This is a genomic window from Ensifer adhaerens, assembly GCF_000697965.2.
Lineage (GTDB): Bacteria > Pseudomonadota > Alphaproteobacteria > Rhizobiales > Rhizobiaceae > Ensifer > Ensifer adhaerens.
The window spans coordinates 377,456-393,875 of the sequence record NZ_CP015881.1 but is presented as its reverse complement, the minus strand read 5'-3'; the positions used below and the strand labels follow the sequence as shown (position 1 = coordinate 393,875).

At 64.0% G+C, this 16,420-nt stretch carries 17 protein-coding genes; 5 read left to right on the top strand and 12 right to left on the bottom strand.

From position 1 onward, the window contains the following. Window positions 1-44: 44 nt before the first annotated feature. The 8 genes from bcsN to FA04_RS21415 form a co-directional block, all read right to left on the bottom strand. A complete protein-coding gene (gene bcsN / locus FA04_RS21450; RefSeq protein WP_034789958.1) occupies window positions 45-983 on the bottom strand; it encodes a cellulose biosynthesis protein BcsN in 939 nt (312 codons plus the stop codon). A gap of 222 nt (window positions 984-1,205) precedes the next feature. Continuing rightward, on the bottom strand, window positions 1,206-1,901 hold the full coding sequence (locus FA04_RS21445) for a class II aldolase/adducin family protein (protein ID WP_034789970.1): 696 nt from the start codon (window positions 1,899-1,901) through the stop codon (window positions 1,206-1,208). Beyond that, a complete protein-coding gene (locus FA04_RS21440; protein ID WP_034789972.1) occupies window positions 1,898-3,367 on the bottom strand; it encodes an FGGY family carbohydrate kinase in 1,470 nt (489 codons plus the stop codon). Before FA04_RS21440 ends, FA04_RS21445 begins: the two co-directional genes overlap by 4 nt. A 47-nt stretch (window positions 3,368-3,414) precedes the next feature. Then, entirely contained in the window at window positions 3,415-4,263 is an 849-nt protein-coding gene (locus FA04_RS21435) for a sugar phosphate isomerase/epimerase family protein (RefSeq protein ID WP_034789974.1), read from the bottom strand. 2 nt (window positions 4,264-4,265) lie between these two features. Continuing rightward, the gene (locus FA04_RS21430; protein ID WP_034789976.1) at window positions 4,266-5,264 is read right to left on the bottom strand and encodes an ABC transporter permease; all 999 of its coding nucleotides are present in this window, start codon (window positions 5,262-5,264) and stop codon (window positions 4,266-4,268) included. Beyond that, window positions 5,261-6,262 carry an ABC transporter permease gene (locus FA04_RS21425; RefSeq protein WP_034789989.1) on the bottom strand — a complete coding sequence of 334 codons (1,002 nt, stop codon included), beginning with the start codon at window positions 6,260-6,262 and terminating at the stop codon, window positions 5,261-5,263. Before FA04_RS21425 ends, FA04_RS21430 begins: the two co-directional genes overlap by 4 nt. Further along, entirely contained in the window at window positions 6,255-7,769 is a 1,515-nt protein-coding gene (locus FA04_RS21420) for a sugar ABC transporter ATP-binding protein (protein ID WP_034789992.1), read from the bottom strand. The genes FA04_RS21425 and FA04_RS21420 overlap by 8 nt, the downstream gene beginning before the upstream one ends. A 140-nt stretch (window positions 7,770-7,909) precedes the next feature. Beyond that, window positions 7,910-8,902, bottom strand: a complete 993-nt coding sequence (locus FA04_RS21415; protein WP_089043683.1) for an autoinducer 2 ABC transporter substrate-binding protein — start codon at window positions 8,900-8,902, stop codon at window positions 7,910-7,912. A gap of 245 nt (window positions 8,903-9,147) precedes the next feature. Between FA04_RS21415 and FA04_RS21410 the strand changes: the two genes are divergently transcribed. From FA04_RS21410 to FA04_RS21400, 3 genes are all read left to right on the top strand, one after another. Next, a complete protein-coding gene (locus FA04_RS21410; RefSeq protein WP_034789995.1) occupies window positions 9,148-10,206 on the top strand; it encodes a LacI family DNA-binding transcriptional regulator in 1,059 nt (352 codons plus the stop codon). Window positions 10,207-10,294: 88 nt separating this feature from the next. Then, window positions 10,295-10,747 carry an Lrp/AsnC family transcriptional regulator gene (locus tag FA04_RS21405; RefSeq protein WP_034790005.1) on the top strand — a complete coding sequence of 151 codons (453 nt, stop codon included), beginning with the start codon at window positions 10,295-10,297 and terminating at the stop codon, window positions 10,745-10,747. Window positions 10,748-10,843: 96 nt separating this feature from the next. Beyond that, a complete protein-coding gene (locus tag FA04_RS21400; RefSeq protein WP_034790024.1) occupies window positions 10,844-11,467 on the top strand; it encodes a LysE family translocator in 624 nt (207 codons plus the stop codon). Window positions 11,468-11,521: 54 nt separating this feature from the next. Here the strand turns inward: FA04_RS21400 and FA04_RS21395 are convergent, their stop codons facing one another. Continuing rightward, complete coding sequence (locus FA04_RS21395; protein ID WP_034790293.1) at window positions 11,522-11,935, bottom strand: GFA family protein; 414 nt, start codon at window positions 11,933-11,935, stop codon at window positions 11,522-11,524. A gap of 67 nt (window positions 11,936-12,002) precedes the next feature. Between FA04_RS21395 and FA04_RS35280 the strand changes: the two genes are divergently transcribed. Next, a complete protein-coding gene (locus FA04_RS35280) occupies window positions 12,003-12,161 on the top strand; it encodes a hypothetical protein (protein ID WP_156400770.1) in 159 nt (52 codons plus the stop codon). A 28-nt stretch (window positions 12,162-12,189) separates the two neighbouring features. On the opposite strand, the gene FA04_RS21390 is transcribed toward FA04_RS35280, so the two are convergent. From FA04_RS21390 to FA04_RS21380, 3 genes are all read right to left on the bottom strand, one after another. After that, window positions 12,190-13,182: a DUF535 family protein gene (locus FA04_RS21390; RefSeq protein ID WP_051659181.1), complete on the bottom strand. Its 993-nt coding sequence runs from the start codon at window positions 13,180-13,182 to the stop codon at window positions 12,190-12,192. Window positions 13,183-13,382: 200 nt separating this feature from the next. Continuing rightward, complete coding sequence (locus tag FA04_RS21385; RefSeq protein WP_034790027.1) at window positions 13,383-14,555, bottom strand: ATP-binding protein; 1,173 nt, start codon at window positions 14,553-14,555, stop codon at window positions 13,383-13,385. Continuing rightward, entirely contained in the window at window positions 14,552-15,247 is a 696-nt protein-coding gene (locus tag FA04_RS21380; RefSeq protein WP_034790028.1) for a response regulator, read from the bottom strand. Before FA04_RS21380 ends, FA04_RS21385 begins: the two co-directional genes overlap by 4 nt. Window positions 15,248-15,616: 369 nt before the next feature. Here FA04_RS21380 and FA04_RS21375 point away from each other — a divergent pair, with 369 nt between their 5' ends. Beyond that, complete coding sequence (locus FA04_RS21375) at window positions 15,617-16,414, top strand: phosphatase PAP2 family protein (protein WP_051659182.1); 798 nt, start codon at window positions 15,617-15,619, stop codon at window positions 16,412-16,414. The last annotated feature ends 6 nt before the right edge of the window (window positions 16,415-16,420 follow it).

The following is a 16,420-nucleotide window of genomic DNA, read 5'->3' as shown; positions in this document are numbered from 1 at the left end:
CCCCTACCGACACCAGCCCATAACAAAGGATGGTTAGCGGTCGATTAAGGGCAGGCTCCTCCGGTCTGCTGCCCTGCGCACGCAGGAGCCGGCACGATCACGTTCGGCAAGGTTTTCGCCGTGGTTTCCGCCTGCGCCTGCGGCATTGAGACGGTTCCGTCCGGCTGCGGAACCGGGATCGACGTCACCGCGGTGGGCGCAACGACCTGCTGTTCGACGCGTGCCGGAACGCTGCTGACTTCACGCCGTGCCACGGGCTGCACCTGGCGCCGCGGAACCACCACCGGAGCGCTCGTGGTCACCGCCTCTTCCTTGCGGTAGATCGGGCTGCCGGTTCGGCCGAGACCCGCCTCCAGCGGCGGCGGCGCGCCATAGGGGTTCCAGGCAGGATCGCCGAAGGTGCCGGTGATCGTGTAGCCGTAGACCGGGGCCAAAAGCTCGGTCTCGCTGGCGCCTGCCGCGCAATAGCGCAGCCTCACCTGGATCGTGCCGTAGCCCTTGAGCGGCGAGCGATGGTTCTCCGCCTGGCGGATCTGCTGCCAGGCAAAGATGCAGGCGTCGTTCGCCCGGCCCTGACCGAAGGCATAGCCGAACGGCCCGTAATTGTTCTGCAGGAAGTAAGGGTTGAGCGACAGCGAAACGCCGGGCAGCGCCCGGCGCGCCTCAGCCATCATCTTGTTGTCGCGCACAGCGACATAGTTCGAGCGGGACTGTTGGTCGAACTTGGCGTTCATCGGGCCGAAGAACTTGGCCCGCAGCAGGTTCTGACCTGGGGTCGCCGCCGACGTGTAAAGATAGATATCCTGCTCGATCGCGTTGGTGCTGCGCCGTTCGACGACGTTCAGAACCGCAGGCCCGCCGGGCGGCGGCAGGATCAACGCGTTTTCCGAGGGAACCATGATACTGCCGGTCGGCGTGCCGACGTCCTGGCGCGTGTTGCAGCCCGACAGCACGGTCGCGGCCACCAGCGACACCGCAGCCACGCGCCAGCCGTCCGCAGGGCGCAGCCGTCTCTCCGACGTGCCGAATCTCCGACTCAGATATCGTTGCATCATGGCTGAGCATTAGTTGATTCACCCCATTTCGCAAACCCGCGAAGAATGGGGGCAGAGATGCGACCGGGCGACGACGCACGGCTTTGTCCCCTCAAAATCGATTGTTTCAGGGCGGGCCGGCGCGCTTCCGCGGCGCCGCGACCAGTCGCCTCAAACCGCTTCTCTGGGACGGGCAAGATCGTTGACACCCTCGTCATCCGGGGCCTGCCCGTAGCTCATGCGGCGCATCTGCGCGATGACGCGCTCCATCTCGTCGTCGGGCAGAACCGGCGGCTCGCCAAGCGTCAGCGCCTGAACATACATGCGCGACAGGGTCTCGATCTCGATCGCCAGCCACAGGGCGGACTCGAGCGTCCTGCCGAGCGAGATCTGGCCGTGCTGGCCAAGCAGGCAGGCCGTACGGTCCTTGAGCGCCACAAGCGCATTGTCGGACAATGCCTGCGTGCCGAAGGTCGCATATTCTGCACAGCGGATCGTCGTGCCGCCGGCAATGCCGGTCATGTAGTGAAAACTCGGGATGGTCTTGTGGTGGCAGGCAAGCGTGGTCGCATAGACCGAATGGCAGTGCAGTACGACGTTGATATCCGTGCGTTCCCTCAGGATATCGCGGTGGAAACGCCATTCCGACGACGGACGAAGACCGACATAGGTACCGTCGAAATCCATCTCGACCAGATCCTCAGGCTGCATCGTCTCATAGGGCAGCGACGACGGCGTGATCAGGAAACCGGTCTCGGTACGAACAGAAATGTTGCCCGCAGTCCCCTGGTTGATACCGTTCGAATTCATGCGGCGGCAGATGTCCACCATCTCGCGGCGGAGCGACAGAATGTCGGCCTTGGTCATCGATATGTCCTTTCGAAGTCGCGACTGAAACCATTGTTGTGCCCAGCCCGGGCGCGGGCTCGCCATTGCGACGCATAGACGGCGACAGCAGGCGAGAGGTAAGACACGTCGCCGGGATCGGCGAGCGAAAGCGGCGCCGGGCGCCGGCGCCGGCCCTCGCTTGCAAGCAGTGCGGCGCCGGAGGCCACGCCATAGGCATCGAGATTGAAACGCACACGCCGGTTCGGCATCAGTGCGGCGACGAGGCGGGCATAGAGCGGGTCGCGCAGGAAGCTTCCGTCGAGTACGACCAGCGGCCCCGGCCCCAGCGCCTCCACGCACTCCGCCGTTAGAAGCGCGCAATAGAGCAACGCCAGCGCCTTGCGTTCGATCGGCGTTTCCGGCGGTGGCCCGCTGATGCGACCGCGACCGGCACTTCCCGGAAAGAGGCCGTCATCGTCGCCGAACGACGGCAGCGCCATGCTGCGTCTGGCGATCAAGCCGAGAACGACGTCGTCAGGCACCGCGGCGTCCGGCGGTTCGCGGCCCGCCACATGGGAGAACTCGCGGCCGCCCATCGTGAGCACGCCGCCGAGCGGGCGCCCGAAGACGTCGCTGTTCAGCGTCATGCCGCGGCGTTCGTCGAGCCGGTCGAGCGCCGTGCGGCCGGAAAAGCCGACGATCCACGTTCCGGTCGAAACGACGATGAAATCGTTGAGCCCGCCGGCGTGATAACGATAGTGGTTGAGGCTGCTGTCGTGGCCGCCCGTAAGCACGCGCAAGCCTTCCGGCAACCCGTGGCGCCGGACAAGCTCGGGACGAGCGGAGCCGAGGACCTGCCAGGCATCGGCAAAATCCGGCATCAGGCTCCGCCAGCCGCGTGTCCCGACAATGGGCGCGAAGCGGCGTTCGGCGACATTCCAGAGATGCGATTGCGCGCCGAGCAGGCTCGCCTCGGATGCAGCAACGCCCGACAGCCGCCACGCCCAATATTGCGGCAGGCCGAGATACCAGCACGCGGCGGCGACGGCATCGGGCGCATGCTCCTGCATCCAGTAGAGCTGGCGCGCCTGATGGGTGGCGCTGTGCATCGTCGCGCTGCCGCGGTCGAAAAACGAGCCGGAGAGCGGCGCGTAGCCGAGCTGGATTTTCTCCGGCACCGGCTGCTCGTAATCGATCATCGGTAGAGCCGCGCCAGCGGCCATATCCGGGTCATCGCCGACGAGTACGCCGCCGGACCCGTGACCGGCGGCGACGAAGGTTTGCAGCGGATGGCGGCGACCAAGATCTGCGAGACTGGCGAAGATCCATTCGCCAAGGCTTTCGAGGTCGTGATGCCGCCAGGGCGGGCCCGGCAGCACTGGGTTGGCAACGCTCAGCGTTTCCAGGACGAAACCGTCTGATGTGACCGCGTTCAGCTTCACATTGGTCTTGCCGACGTCAAGGACGGCGACCGTCCCCGTGTCCGCATCCGCTGAAACTGCCATACCGAGACCCTCCGTCCTGATAGAGGCGGCGCTTAAAGCGCGCGCACCTAGATCAATCCGTATTGCCGGGCCTTGTTCCTAAGGAACGGCAGGCCGTTGCCCATCACTTCCTCTTCGTCCCTGGCGACCGGCCGCCAGACCGCAAGGCCATAGGCCACTTCCGGCGGCATGTTGATGAAGCTTTCCATCGCCAGTCCACCCTTGAAACCGATCGCAGCCAGCGTCGCGAAAATCTCGTCCCAGGCGCAGTTGCCATAGCCGGGTGTGCCGCGGTCGCTTTCGGACAGGTGGATGTATTTGATGAAGTCGCGTGCATCGAGGATGCCGGTGCCGATGCCCTTTTCCTCGATGTTCATGTGGTAGGTATCGAGATGCACGAAGACATTGTCGGCGCCCACTCGCTTGATCATGTCGACCGCTTGCCAACCGGTGTTGATCAGGTGGTTCTCGTAGCGGTTGACCGCCTCGACGCCAAGTTCGATGCCACGGGTTTTGGCGTGCTTGGCGGCGGCCTGCAGCACACGGGCGATGTTGTCGTACTCGGCTTCAGTCGGCGGCACGCCGGTGCGCTCGCCGATGCCGCCGTAGATGACGCCGGACAGCGCCTCGCCGCCGAGATCGGCCGTCTTGTCGATCGCCACCTTCAGATGCTCGATCGCGGCATCGGGTCGGACGGATGCCCAGGCGCGCTCCGGCAGGCCGAGCGAGCAGACCGCGCGCAGCTTGTTTTTCTCCAGCAGCGCCTTGGTATGGGCAGTATCAACCGCCGGCGGATTGAGCATCGGGATCTCGATGAAGTCGACGGCGTATTTCACCGCCGCCGCAACGGCGCGCTCCGCACCGGGGCGATCCCAATTCATGGTCCACATGCTCGTATGGACGCCAAAACCCTGCATGGTCATGTTTCCTTTCTGACAAATGAAATCTTGAATTTCGTCGCGACGAAGCGCAGCACCATGACGCCGGCGAGCAGCAAACCCCAGACGGCGGTCGCCAGATGCTGGTTGGCACCGACGAGGTTGAGACCCGAAGAGAGAAGCTGCAGCACCACCAGCGCGACAAAGACGGGGATGACCCGACCGAAGCCGCCGAACGGATTGACGCCACCCAAGAAGCAGGCGAGCACCGTGATCAGCAGGTAGCTTTCACCGTGGCCGATGCGCACGGAATTGAAGCGCGCCAGCATGATGATGCCGGCAATCGCGCACATGGCGCCGGAGAGCGCATAGACGAGCACGATCACCTTGCGGGTGTTGATGCCGGAATAGCGGGTCGCCTCGAGGTTGGAGCCGATCATGTACGTGTTGAAGCCGAGCTTCGTGCGGGTCAGCAGCACGTTCCAGGCGAGCAAGCAGACGATAAAGATGATGAGCGGGATCGGCACGCCGAGAAACGAGCCGTGACCGAGCGGACCGAGGAAGGCCGGAAAGCCGGATACGTCGCCGCCGCGCGTCAGGAACTCGCCGAGGCCGCGCAGGAAGATCATCATCGACAACGACACGAGGATCGGATGCGCGCGGGTAAAGGCAATCACCAGTCCCATGATCACGCCGCTCGCCGCCCCAACGAGAATGGCGAGCACCGAACCGAGCAGGAAAGCGCCGGGGCCGGCCTCCACCCCGCCATTGGCCTGCAACACCCAGGCGAGCGTCAGCCCGGCGATGTTGGCCGTGAAGGTGATCGCGAGATTGAGCCCGCCCGTCAGGATCGGCAGCAACATCGCGAGCGTCAGAAGGCCGAGCTCCGGCAGCTGGAAGGCGACCGAACCGAAGGTGGCCGCGCTGAGGAACTGCGGCGAGGCGATGCCGAACACCAACACCACGGCGAGAAACGCCAGCCCCGGCCCGGCCATTTCCGGACCGATGAGGGTCTTCACGCGTTCGACGATCGCACTCATCGTCCGGCTCCTTTCTGGCTGACGAAGGGCAGAAGTCTTTCGATGCGGGTGTTGGAGAGCGTGATCGCCCCGAGGATGATGGCGCCGATGATCATCTTGAAAGCGAAGGGCGAGACGCCCATCAGGTTGAGGCCGTTCTGGGTGATCGAGATCAGGAGCACGCCGAGCACGCAGCCGAGCACCGAGCCCTTGCCGCCGCCAAGCCGCGCGCCGCCAAGGACGACCGCCGCAAGCACGTCGAGTTCGCGACCATAGAGCGCGTTCGGCACCACCTCCTGCGCATAGTGCGCCTGGATGAGCCCACCGATGCCGGCCATCAGACCGAGCCAGCCGAAGGCGATGAACTGCATGGCGCCGATGTTGATGCCGAAGCGGCGCGCGCCTTCCGGATTGTCGCCGAACGCATAGAGCTGGCGGCCGGTCGTGGTGCGGGTGATCAGCACCCAGGTGGCGATGACGCAGAGCACCATCACCAGCACGGGAAGCGTGATCTCGATCCAGGTTCCGTCCGGCATCTCGTGTTCGAACAGGATGAGGCGGTCCGTCAGCCAATCCGGCAGGTCGTAGATCGACACGCCCTTGGTGAAAAACATCAGGAGGCCGAAGTAGATGTTGAAGGTCGAGATCGTCGCGACGATCGAGATGACGCGGAAACGGTGGATCAGGAAGGCGTTGATGGCGCCGAGCAGGATGCCGAGCGAGCCGGCAATCAAAAGGCCTGAGATCCAACCTCCCCCGCCAATCCAACCAAGAGCAATGGCCGTACCGTATTGCACGACAGAGGCGGCAACAGCGAAGGAGATATCGATGCCACCGGCGATCAGCACGACGAGCAGCCCGACGGCGAAGATGATGTTGACCGAGCTGATGTTCAGCAGGTCAAAGGCGTTGCCGAGCGAGAAGAAGTTGGCGGTCGAGACCGACAGCACGGCGCTGATCGCGATGATGACGGCAAGCAGCGACACTTCCGTCGCGTGGGTGCGGACGAAGCTACGCATAGACCGCTCCTTCGATCTCGGCGAGCGAAGCGCTGCGCGGATCATAGCTGCCGACGATGCGGCCTTGTGCCATGTGCAGCACACGGTCGGCGTTGAAATAGACCTCCGGCACCTCATCGGAGATCAGAATGATCGCAAGGCCGGTCTCGGCAAGCCGCGCGACGATGTCGAAGATGCCAGCACGCGCACCAACGTCGACGCCGACAGTCGGGGCGTCGAGGATCAGGAGCTTCGGATCGGTCGCCAGCCACTTGGCGATCGCCACACGCTGCTGGTTGCCGCCGGAAAGCGTCGAGATCGCATCCTGCTGCAGCCCGATCTTGACGCCGAGATCGGCGATCCAGCGCGCGACAAGACTGCGCTTGCGATCCTCGGAGAGCAGTCCGCCTGAAAGGATCTTGTCGAGCGAACTAATCACGAGATTGTCGGCGATCGACTGCGGTTGGATGAGGCCAAGCGACAGCCGGTCCTCGGAGAGATAGGCGACGCCCGCCGCAATCGCATCGCGGTTGGACGAAAAGCGGACCGGCTTGCCTTCAAGCGCAATGGTACCGGATGCCGGCTTCAGCATGCCGAAAAGCGTCAGCGCCAGTTCGGTGCGCCCGGCGCCGAGCAGGCCGGTAATCCCAAGTGTTTCGCCGCGCCTGACCGAGAGCGAGATATCCTCGAATTGCCCGGGGCGGGACAGGCCCTTCACATCGAGCACGACGGGCTGACCGTCGCGGAATTTCGCGCGCACCTGCTGGTCGAAGGTCTTGCCGGTCATCAGTTCGGTGATGCGCGACTGGGTCATGCCGGCGGCGGGGTAGACGCCCACCAGCGCACCATCGCGCAAGACCGTGATGCGGCTCGAAATCTCCAACACCTCGGCAAGCCGATGGCTGACGAAAACGACGGCGACGCCGGAGGCGGAGAGCCCGCGAACGATATCGAGCAGATGGTCGGTTTCCGATTGCGTCAGCGACGCGGTCGGCTCGTCCATGAAGACGAGCCTCGCTTCACCCACAAGCGCCCGGGCGATCGCCACGATCTGGCGCTGGGCAATCGCATATTCCTTGAGCGGCAGGTCGACGTCGAGCGTCACGCCAAGACGGGCGAGCGCATCGGTCGCGATCTGGCGCATTCGGCCATAATCGACCAGTTTCGGCCAGCGGCCGAGCACCGTCTGGAAGGCGATGTTTTCGGCGACGCTCATTTCGGGAAACAGCGCCAGGTCCTGCCAGATCACCTGGATGCCGCGATCCTGCGCGGTCACCGGTGACATGTGGGAATAGGTTTCGCCATCGAACTCGATCGAGGCGCCATCGGCGGGGCGGTAAACGCCGGTGATGATCTTGATCAGCGTGCTCTTGCCGCAACCGTTTTCGCCGGCAAGGCAATGAACCTCGCCCGGTCGGACGTCGAAGCTCACATTCTTGAGCGCACGAACCCCACCAAACGTCATGTTGATATCGCGCAGGGCCAGAAGCGGCTTCTCGCCTCCTCCCGCGGTCGCAAGCTGGTGCATGGACTGCCCCTAAATCACGTTAGGTCCGAGCAAGATGCGGGCAGAAACCGCAAACACCTTTCCTCATCCGGCTCCGGTACGGTTGAGGGACTTGCCAGGCCGGCCGAAGCCGGCCCAGCAGCCGGGAGAACCCTTGAGGATCAGAGACCCATGGCCGCGAGATCCGCGACCGTGTCCTTGTTGATCGGCACGAGCTGATCGACGATGATGTTGCGGTTTTCGAAGTCCGGCTTGACCTTGCCGAGACCTTCGATCTCGTCACCGTCCTTGACCTCCTCGCCCTTCATCAGCTTGTCGGCGAGTGTGACGAAGACTTCGCCGGCCTGCTTCGGATTCCACATGAAGCCGCCGGAGATCGCGTCGGACTTCACCAGCTTCTGGCCTTGGCCGGGAGAGAAGGGACCGAGCACGAAGATCTCGCCGACCTTGCGGCGCTCTTCGACGGCGCGGCCGGCGCCGATCGGGCCCTGGCTGCCGAAGGCAAGGAAGCCTTTCAGGTTCGGATGGGCAGAGATCAGGTCGAGTGCAGTCGACCGGCTCTTGTCGACGTCTTCGGCAACACCGTAGCGATCGCCGACCAGCGTCATGTCCGGATGGTTCTTCTTGATGTAGGCGATTGCCGCATCGGCCCAGGCATTGTGCAGCGGCACGGTCAGCGAGCCGACGAAGACGGCATATTCGCCCTTGCCGCCCATCTTCTCGGCCAGCAGCTTGCCATGCGCCTCACCGAAACCGGTCGAGGATGCGAGCTCGAAGTCCCAGTCGGCACCCTTCTGGCCCGGGGATTCGTGGGTGATGACGATGATGCCCTTTTCCTTGGCCTTGGTCAGCACCGGCTCAAGCACCTTGGCGTCGTTCGGCACCACGCCGATGACCTTCACGCCTTGGGCGATGAGATCCTCGATGGCGCGCACCTGCAGCGCCGGGTCGGCGCTGGTCGGGCCGACCATGAAGGCGTCGATACCGAGCTTCTGGCCGCGTTCCTTGATGCCGGCTTCCATGGCGTTGAACCACGGAATGCCGCCGATCTTGACGACGACGCCGACCTTACCGGCATCCTGCGCAAAGGCGGCCGCCGAACTCGCAAGCGCCAGCGATGTCGCCAGGGCGGCGACGAGAATTTTCCTGATCATGTTCTCTCCTCCACTCGTTCCCATAGGGGGAACGCGCCCGGTCGCCTCAGCGCCGGCCTCCAGTTTCAAATCATCACTGGCGAAGTGTTCCTCGCCTCCCTGAAACGCCGCCTCCTCAGACGACACCATCAAATGTGCACAATCGATATTTCTTGTTTGCACAATCGATGGTGCAAGAACTATTGTGCAGACTTAATCTTTCGTCAAGGGGAAATCGGCACTAAAACCACCAGGGGGAGAAACCGATGGCCAGCAGCAGCAAGAAGAAAGCGACGATCTACGACCTGTCGGTGTTGTCAGGAAGCTCGCCTTCAACCGTAAGTGCGGTCCTGAACGGCACCTGGCAGAAGCGCCGGATCAAGGAGAGCACGGCGGAACTGATCCGCAACCTCGCCGAGACGCACCAATACACGGCCAACCGCCAGGCGCGCGGACTGCGCAGTTCGCGCTCCGGCCTGATCGGGCTGCTCCTGCCGATCCATGACAACCGCTACTTCTCGTCGATGGCGCAGACCTTCGAGGCGCATGTCCGAAGCAAGGGGCAATGCCCGATCGTCGTCAGTGCCAGCCGCGATCCGGAGGAAGAGCGCAAGACCGCCGAAACGCTGATCTCCTATTCGATCGACGAGCTGTTCATCTGCGGCGCGACCGACCCCGACGGCGTGCACGAGGTCTGCGAGGCGGCCGGCCTCAAACACATCAACATCGACCTGCCCGGCACCAAGGTGCCCTCCGTCATCAGCGACAATTACGAGGGCGGGCGAATGCTGACCGAGGCGATCATCCGCCACTTCCAGGCATCAGGTCCGCTTGCGCCGCACGATCTCTACCTTTTCGGCGGCCGCAACGACCATGCCAGCCGCGAGCGCATCCGCGGCTTCCGTGCCGTCAAAAGCGAACTGCTCGGCGCCGATCCGGACGAATGCATCCAGCCGACGGGCTATGCGCCGAACAATGCCCGCCTCGCCTTCGAGGCCTTCTACGAAAAGCACGGCAAGCTGCCGCGCGGTCTCTTCGTCAACTCGTCGATCAACTTCGAGGGGCTGCTGCGTTTCATGGCAGGGCATCCGCACGAAAACTTCGCCGACCTCGTGGTCGGCTGCTACGATTACGATCCCTTCGCGTCCTTCCTGCCCTTCCCCGTCATCATGATCCGCCAGGACGTCGAGGGCATGATCACCAAGGCCTTCGACGTCATCGAGGAAGCCCGGCCGCAGCCGCGCATTCACCTGATCCAGCCCGAACTGGTGCAGCCGCGCACGGCACTGACCGGCCCGCTCGACGCCTTGAAAGACATCGAATAGCCCCGGCGACCAACGTTTCCGCGGAAACTGCAGCTTCATACAGAAAAATCATCTGTACATTCTATTAGAAGCAGCGTATTCATTGGAAATGGATGACGTTGACAGAAAAATCGTCGAAATTCTCGCTGACGATGCGAGGCGATCGCTGACCGATATCGGTGCTGCGGTGGAGTTGTCGCCGTCGGCCGTCAACGAACGCATTCGCCGGCTCGTCGCCAATGGCGTGATCCGAAATTTCACCGTCGAGGTCGATCATCGCGCGCTCGGCCTCGACGTACTCGCCTTCGTCTGGGTCGGCCTTGCGCCGGACGCGGACGAGGAAGCGTTCCGCAGCTTCATGGCCGGTCACCCTGCCGTAGCGGAATGCCACCATGTCACCGGCGCCTGGTCCTATTGCGTCAAGGTCCGGATGCCATCGCTCGGCGACCTCGAGCCGTTCCTTGCCGAAATGAAGCAACGGCGGTTCCTGGCGCGAAGCGAAACGGTGATCGCGCTGTCGACCGTGCGGGAAAGCCTGGTAACGACCGTGCTGCGCGCCTGACCGGACGCGCAAACTGCTGCAACATTTTTTGTTTGCCGGGCATGCACCGTCCTCGAAGCGAACGGCGCAACCATGCCCCGGCCGGAGCCCTATGCCATGTCCACATTGTTGTTTGGAAAAAGCCTCCTCGTCGGCCTCGCGGTCGCAGCCCCTCTAGGCCCGATCGGGGCGCTCTGCATCAACCGCACGCTGGAGCGCGGCTTCTGGGCGGGCGTGGCCGGCGGCCTCGGAACAGCCGCCGCCGATGCCACCTATGCGGCACTGGCTGCGATCGGCTTCGCGGCCTTCGCAGCAGTCCTTGCCATCATCGCCACGCCGCTTAGCTTGGCCGGCGGACTGTTCATGATCTGGCTCGGCTGGAGCGGATTACGGCCAAGGGCGGTGACGGCAGCCGCCGATGTCGGCGGACGCGATCTCATTCGCACAACCATCGCCACCTTTTTCCTGACGATGACGAGCCCGGCGACGATCCTCTCCTTTGCCGCGATCTTCGCCGGCCTCGGCCTTGCCGAAGCGGGCGACGCGCTCAGCGCTGCCGTCGTGGTCATGGGCGTCTTCCTGGGATCGCTCGGCTGGTGGTTTTTCCTAAGCGGCGGTGTTGCGATCGCCCGGACGCGACTGCCCGACAGCTTCGTCGTCTGGGTATCGCGCATTTCGGGGCTGGTTCTGATCGCTTTCGGCATCATTGCCATCGGAGCCGCCGTGAAGGGGCTGCTCTAGCCCCTGTCGACGCAGCCTCTACCGGCTGCGTCAATCACTTTCGACCCCTGCTCGTCAGGTCGTGGGCTTCACCGCCTCCACGTGCCACCACTTGGGTCGGGCAGTGCGATAGCTGTGGCTCTTCGGGATCAGATCGATGGCACTCGTCTTGTCGAAGACGCCGAGCAGAAGGGCAACCACCGGCGCATCGTCGATCGCACCGAGACTGCTGCCGCAGGCCGGGCAGAAGGCGCGGCTGGAATAGTCCGAGGAGCGATAGACCGATGGCGCGCCGCCCGGTCCGGTCCAGGTTACGGCTTCGCTCGGGAATTCGACCCACGCCAGGGTCAAGGCGCCCGAATGGCGCTGGCACATCTTGCACGAACACGTATGCGGCTTTCCGGCCGTCCCCTGCGCCTCAAACCGGATTGCTCCGCAGAGGCATCCGCCCGTGTGCGGCTTAAGCCTCTTGGCAACGGCCCGCGTCATACTTGCCTCCAGTTGTGGTTTCGAATCGGCGCCAGTATAAAGAACCGCGACAAAATTGGAGGCATCCATGCGTGCAATTCGGGTGATATCTGCCCTTGTGGTTGTCGACGGCATCGCAGGCGAGGCGATGGCTGAGGATGGTGTGCGCCCGTCTGCAGCCGGGCCAACGCCGAAGGGCCGGATCGTCTCCGGCGCCTTCGAGATGGACTTCACGAAGATCCCGTAATCGCGGCAGCTTACATGCCGGTACCGGCTCAGTAGAACCACGCGCCGATGTCGCGAAACGCGCGTTTGCTCTGATCGCGCCTGTTGCCGTCCCGCGCCGCCGGGTCGTCGCCGATCGGCAGACTGAAGCCGAAAGGCTCGGCCGGCACGCCGCCGCGATCGCACCAATAGGCATCGAGGTCGGCCCTCATCATGCGGCGCCGCTTCAAGCGGCGGCGGTTGATGACGTGCTTGTCGTTCGAGACCGCAAAGACGTGGCCCGCGTGGCCTTCCGTCACCAGGCCATTGAGGACGAGCAGCGCCGCATCCTTCGGCCGGAGCCCGCCGAGATCGCGAGTTGCCGTGATCAGGGATCGCTTGGCCTCTTCGCCCTTCGGCCCCTGCATCCCGCCGATGGCGAGACTATAGGTGTCGCCTGCGCAACGCACGAAGATGAAGCCGACAGTGCAGAGCGCATAGCCATCGCTCTGCCGGCGCAGCCGGATCGCGAATGCCCCCTCATGGCGGGCCCCGCCATGGTCGGCCAGTTGCAGCTGGATGCGATAGTTCTCGCTGCGGCCGGAAACCGTGCCCATTTCCAGCGTGCTGCCGCGCCAAAGGGCCATCAGTGAACGGCGCGACAGGACCTCGCTTGCGACATCGAAGTGATTGAGCAGCAGGTCGAGCCTTGCTGTCGACGACGCGCCGTGCAGGAAGAATGTCGGGATCGACTTGCGCACGAGATCATCGTGCGGCAGACCCAGCCGGTAGCGTTCGGCGAATTCGCCTAGAAAGCCGATCCAGCGCGATGTCAGGAACGGATGGCGCGCAAACCGCATGGAAAATACGACGGCGCGCTTCAAGCTCACCCTCAGGCCGAGTTTGAGCACATGGCTGGTGATCGACGTCTCTCCCGAGCCTTCACCGACGACGGGCGCAGAAACCGGCCGGCCCGAAGGCGTCAGCTGTTCGCCGACGAATGCCTTGCCATCGACCGGCAACCGCAGATCCGCGCTGTATTCCTGACTGAATTCCAGGGACATGGTGCTATCCTTGAGAGCAAACGCTGTTGGCCGAAGGACTCGGCCGAGCTCAGGTTTGCCCGGGCACTGTCAAGGATTTGCGGAGAACCGGTGGGCAATTGCACGCCGATTCTAAGCGGGCGCGAGGGCGGCGAAGCCGCCGATGTTCCGATCGGGAAAAGCGGAAAATTGCTTGGCGCAACGGCTGTTGCGCCAATCGCTCACAGGGCGATTTCCCGCGGCAGGACGAGCGTGATCACGGCGCCGCCGCCGGCACGCGCGGAAAATTCCAGCCGTCCGCCATGCGCCTTGGCGATCGCCTGGACGACGGAAAGCCCAAGGCCCGTGCCGCCCGTCGCGCGCGACCGCGAGGCGTCGCCGCGCCAGAACAGGTCGATCGAATGGATCGAAACGTCGTCCGGAAGACCGGGACCACGGTCCAGCATCCGGATAAAAGCCTCGTCGGCACCCCGCCGCCCGGTCTCGCAGCGCAGGACACGGCCGTCTGCGGCGTAGCGTGTAGCGTTTTCGATCAGCGCCAGCAGCGCCTGGCGCAGACGCTGCGAATCGCCGGAGACCCGCACCGGCTCAAGCGCGACCTCCACCGACATGCCAACAGAGCCAAGCAGGGTGTTTGACGCACCAAGCACCTGGGTCGCCTCCACGGCGAGGTCCACCGTCTGACGCTGGGTGACCAGCTTCTGGCCGGCGGCGAGCGAAAGCGTACGCAGATCTTCAACCAGGGCGGAAAGCCCCTCCACCTGCAGCAGCAACTGCCGCACCCTTTCCGGCTCGAGAGGAAAAACACCGTCGGCCATTCCCTGAAGGTTGCCCTGCAGGATCGTCAGCGGCGTACGCAGTTCGTGCGCCACCGCCATCGTATTGAAGCGCAGCCGGTTCTCCATGTTTTCCAGTTCGGCTGCCAACTCATCGAAGGTCTTCACGAGCGTCGCCACCTCCTTGGCACCCTTGCGAAACGATCCGACGCGCACCGCGAAGTCACCCGTCCTGAGGTCCTGCGTCGCCTGCGCCAGCACTTCCAGTGGCCGGCTGATCTTGCGCGCCAGCCAGTAGCCCACCAGCCCGCAGAAAGTGACTGCCGTCGCTCCGAAACCGAGGATGATCTTGTCCACCTCCCAGTTCGCCCAGTCTTCGAGTTCCGGCATCGTCGAAAGTAGCTTTTGCAGCGACTCCTGGCGCGGCAACTTGCCGGCATTGATGTCCTTGTAAGCCTGGGCCGCCTCCGCAGGCATCCGCTCCAGCAGTCTCGCCTCCAGCCGCGGCTCCATAAATTCGACGCCGGCATAGATGATGAACACGCTGATGATGAGCAGCGCGATCGTCACGAGCGCGGTGAGAATGCCGAGCGGCAGGCGCGAGAGACCGATCTTCATCTGGGCTCCACGAAACGGTAGCCGACGCCGCGCACGGCACTGAAGAAGCCGCAGGCACCGAGATCTTCCAGCTTGCGCCTGAGATTGGCGATATGGGTATCGACCGTGCGGGCGAGCGCATCGCTGTCCGGCAGGCAGGCGTCGAGGATATCGGCGCGATCGAAGGCATGCGTCGGGCGGCGGATCATGTGGGCAAGGATGCGGAATTCGCTGAGCGTCAGCGGCACCGACTGGCGATTGCCGGCCTTTTCGACGAAGGCGACATGGGCATCGAGATCGACCTCGACACTCTCGAAGCGAAGCACGGTGGCGCCGGCGCCGTTGCGGGTACGGCGCAGCACCGCGTTGACGCGCGCCACCACCTCCTGCGGGTTGAACGGCTTGATCACGTAGTCATCCGCGCCGAGCCTCAGCCCGGTCAGCCGGTCGAGATCTTCTGCCAGTGCCGTGACCATGATAACCGGCGTATTCCCCTCGCGGCGAAGGCGGGCGAGAACCTCGAACCCATCGAGCTTCGGCATGCGAACGTCCAGCAGCACCAGGTCCGGCGACAGCACCGCATGGTGGGTCAGCGCCGTCTCGCCGTCGGCGGCACGCACCGTCCGGAAACCGTCGCGCACGAGATAGGCATCTAGGATCTGCGCAATCTCCGGCTCGTCCTCCGCCAGAAGGATGAGACCCTTATCGACCATGAACTAACTCCCTGGGTCTGATGTTGTGATCAGCAGCTTATGTGACGAATAGGCCCGCGTTGCAATTCGTCCGCGCGGCCCAATGGTCGCTTGATCGGCCCTCCGGATAGAGCTCCGTACAAATCTTCGCCGTTTCTTGACAATTGGCGACGGACGCGCCGCACAACCGACAAACCGGGCCTCTCCCCGCGGCCGAAATGCGGGGCAGAGTGCCGGAGACCTCCGTCCCGCATGTCGGTCGCGCTCGACCAGAAGCTGTATCGGCCAACCATTCGGTCTTGCGCATCAAGCGCTCCCAGTTCCTCGACGCAGCCTTGACAGAGCGGCGCAAGTGTCCGGCCCACACACAGACAACTTGCGAGCGACCGCATGCCCAGCCTTTATTCATCCACGGCGACCTCTTCAGACAGCGGCCGATGGTCGCGCGCCAATCCTCGTCTCTGGCCGGGGCAGGCGCGCGCGCGCCTGGAACACCGGCCAATCGCGGCCGCCGGCGCACTGACCATTTGCGCGGCCTTCGTCTTCATGGCCTTTCCCGGCATCGATCTTGCCGTCTCGCGCTGGGCCGCCTTCGCCACCGGCGACTTTCCGCTCTCGCGGGAGCCGGAGCTGCGGGCCCTTCGCGACTTCAACCGTATCTTGCCGGTTTTCATTCTGCCTTGCGTTCTGGCGCTTCTGGTTGCGCAGGCCATCGCACCCCGCCCATGGCTGCCCCGCCCGCACAAGGCACTGTTCTTCCTGACCTTCTTTGCGCTCGGACCTGGGCTCCTTATTCAGGCGCTGAAGCGGCTGATCGGACGGGCGCGCCCCCATGAGATCACCGATTTCGGCGGCAGCCTGCCGTTTACGCCGGCCTGGCAAGTGTCCGGCGCCTGCTCGCGCAGTTGCTCTTTTGCGTCGGGCGAATCCGCCACCGCGATCGCGCTCGTGGCGCTCGCACTGCTGTTACCGGTTCAATGGCGACGGGCGACAATCATCGCCCTCGTCCCCCTTGTCCTCGCCTTCTCGCTGAACCGGATCGTGTTCGGCGCGCATTATCTGTCCGATGTCGTTCTGGCGTGGTGCCTGATGCTGTGGCTGATGGCGTGGCTGTGGGCCGTATTTGCCGACAACGGCGAACGGATCGATGCCGCCGTTATGCGCCTTTCGCGCCGAAGCGCGCCATAGAGCGCC

Bases quoted from the DNA above. Each gene is read 5' to 3' on its own strand.
- FA04_RS21445 (WP_034789970.1), bottom strand. From the start codon at position 1,901: ATGACCAAGGCCGACATTCTGTCGCTCCGCCGCGAGATGGTGGACATC.
- FA04_RS21440 (WP_034789972.1), bottom strand. From the start codon at position 3,367: ATGGCAGTTTCAGCGGATGCGGACACGGGGACGGTCGCCGTCCTTGAC.
- FA04_RS21435 (WP_034789974.1), bottom strand. From the start codon at position 4,263: ATGCAGGGTTTTGGCGTCCATACGAGCATGTGGACCATGAATTGGGAT.
- FA04_RS21430 (WP_034789976.1), bottom strand. From the start codon at position 5,264: ATGAGTGCGATCGTCGAACGCGTGAAGACCCTCATCGGTCCGGAAATG.
- FA04_RS21425 (WP_034789989.1), bottom strand. From the start codon at position 6,262: ATGCGTAGCTTCGTCCGCACCCACGCGACGGAAGTGTCGCTGCTTGCC.
- FA04_RS21420 (WP_034789992.1), bottom strand. From the start codon at position 7,769: ATGCACCAGCTTGCGACCGCGGGAGGAGGCGAGAAGCCGCTTCTGGCC.
- FA04_RS21415 (WP_089043683.1), bottom strand. From the start codon at position 8,902: ATGATCAGGAAAATTCTCGTCGCCGCCCTGGCGACATCGCTGGCGCTT.
- FA04_RS21410 (WP_034789995.1), top strand. From the start codon at position 9,148: ATGGCCAGCAGCAGCAAGAAGAAAGCGACGATCTACGACCTGTCGGTG.
- FA04_RS21405 (WP_034790005.1), top strand. From the start codon at position 10,295: ATGGATGACGTTGACAGAAAAATCGTCGAAATTCTCGCTGACGATGCG.
- FA04_RS21400 (WP_034790024.1), top strand. From the start codon at position 10,844: ATGTCCACATTGTTGTTTGGAAAAAGCCTCCTCGTCGGCCTCGCGGTC.
- FA04_RS21395 (WP_034790293.1), bottom strand. From the start codon at position 11,935: ATGACGCGGGCCGTTGCCAAGAGGCTTAAGCCGCACACGGGCGGATGC.
- FA04_RS35280 (WP_156400770.1), top strand. From the start codon at position 12,003: ATGCGTGCAATTCGGGTGATATCTGCCCTTGTGGTTGTCGACGGCATC.
- FA04_RS21390 (WP_051659181.1), bottom strand. From the start codon at position 13,182: ATGTCCCTGGAATTCAGTCAGGAATACAGCGCGGATCTGCGGTTGCCG.
- FA04_RS21385 (WP_034790027.1), bottom strand. From the start codon at position 14,555: ATGAAGATCGGTCTCTCGCGCCTGCCGCTCGGCATTCTCACCGCGCTC.
- FA04_RS21380 (WP_034790028.1), bottom strand. From the start codon at position 15,247: ATGGTCGATAAGGGTCTCATCCTTCTGGCGGAGGACGAGCCGGAGATT.
- FA04_RS21375 (WP_051659182.1), top strand. From the start codon at position 15,617: ATGCCCAGCCTTTATTCATCCACGGCGACCTCTTCAGACAGCGGCCGA.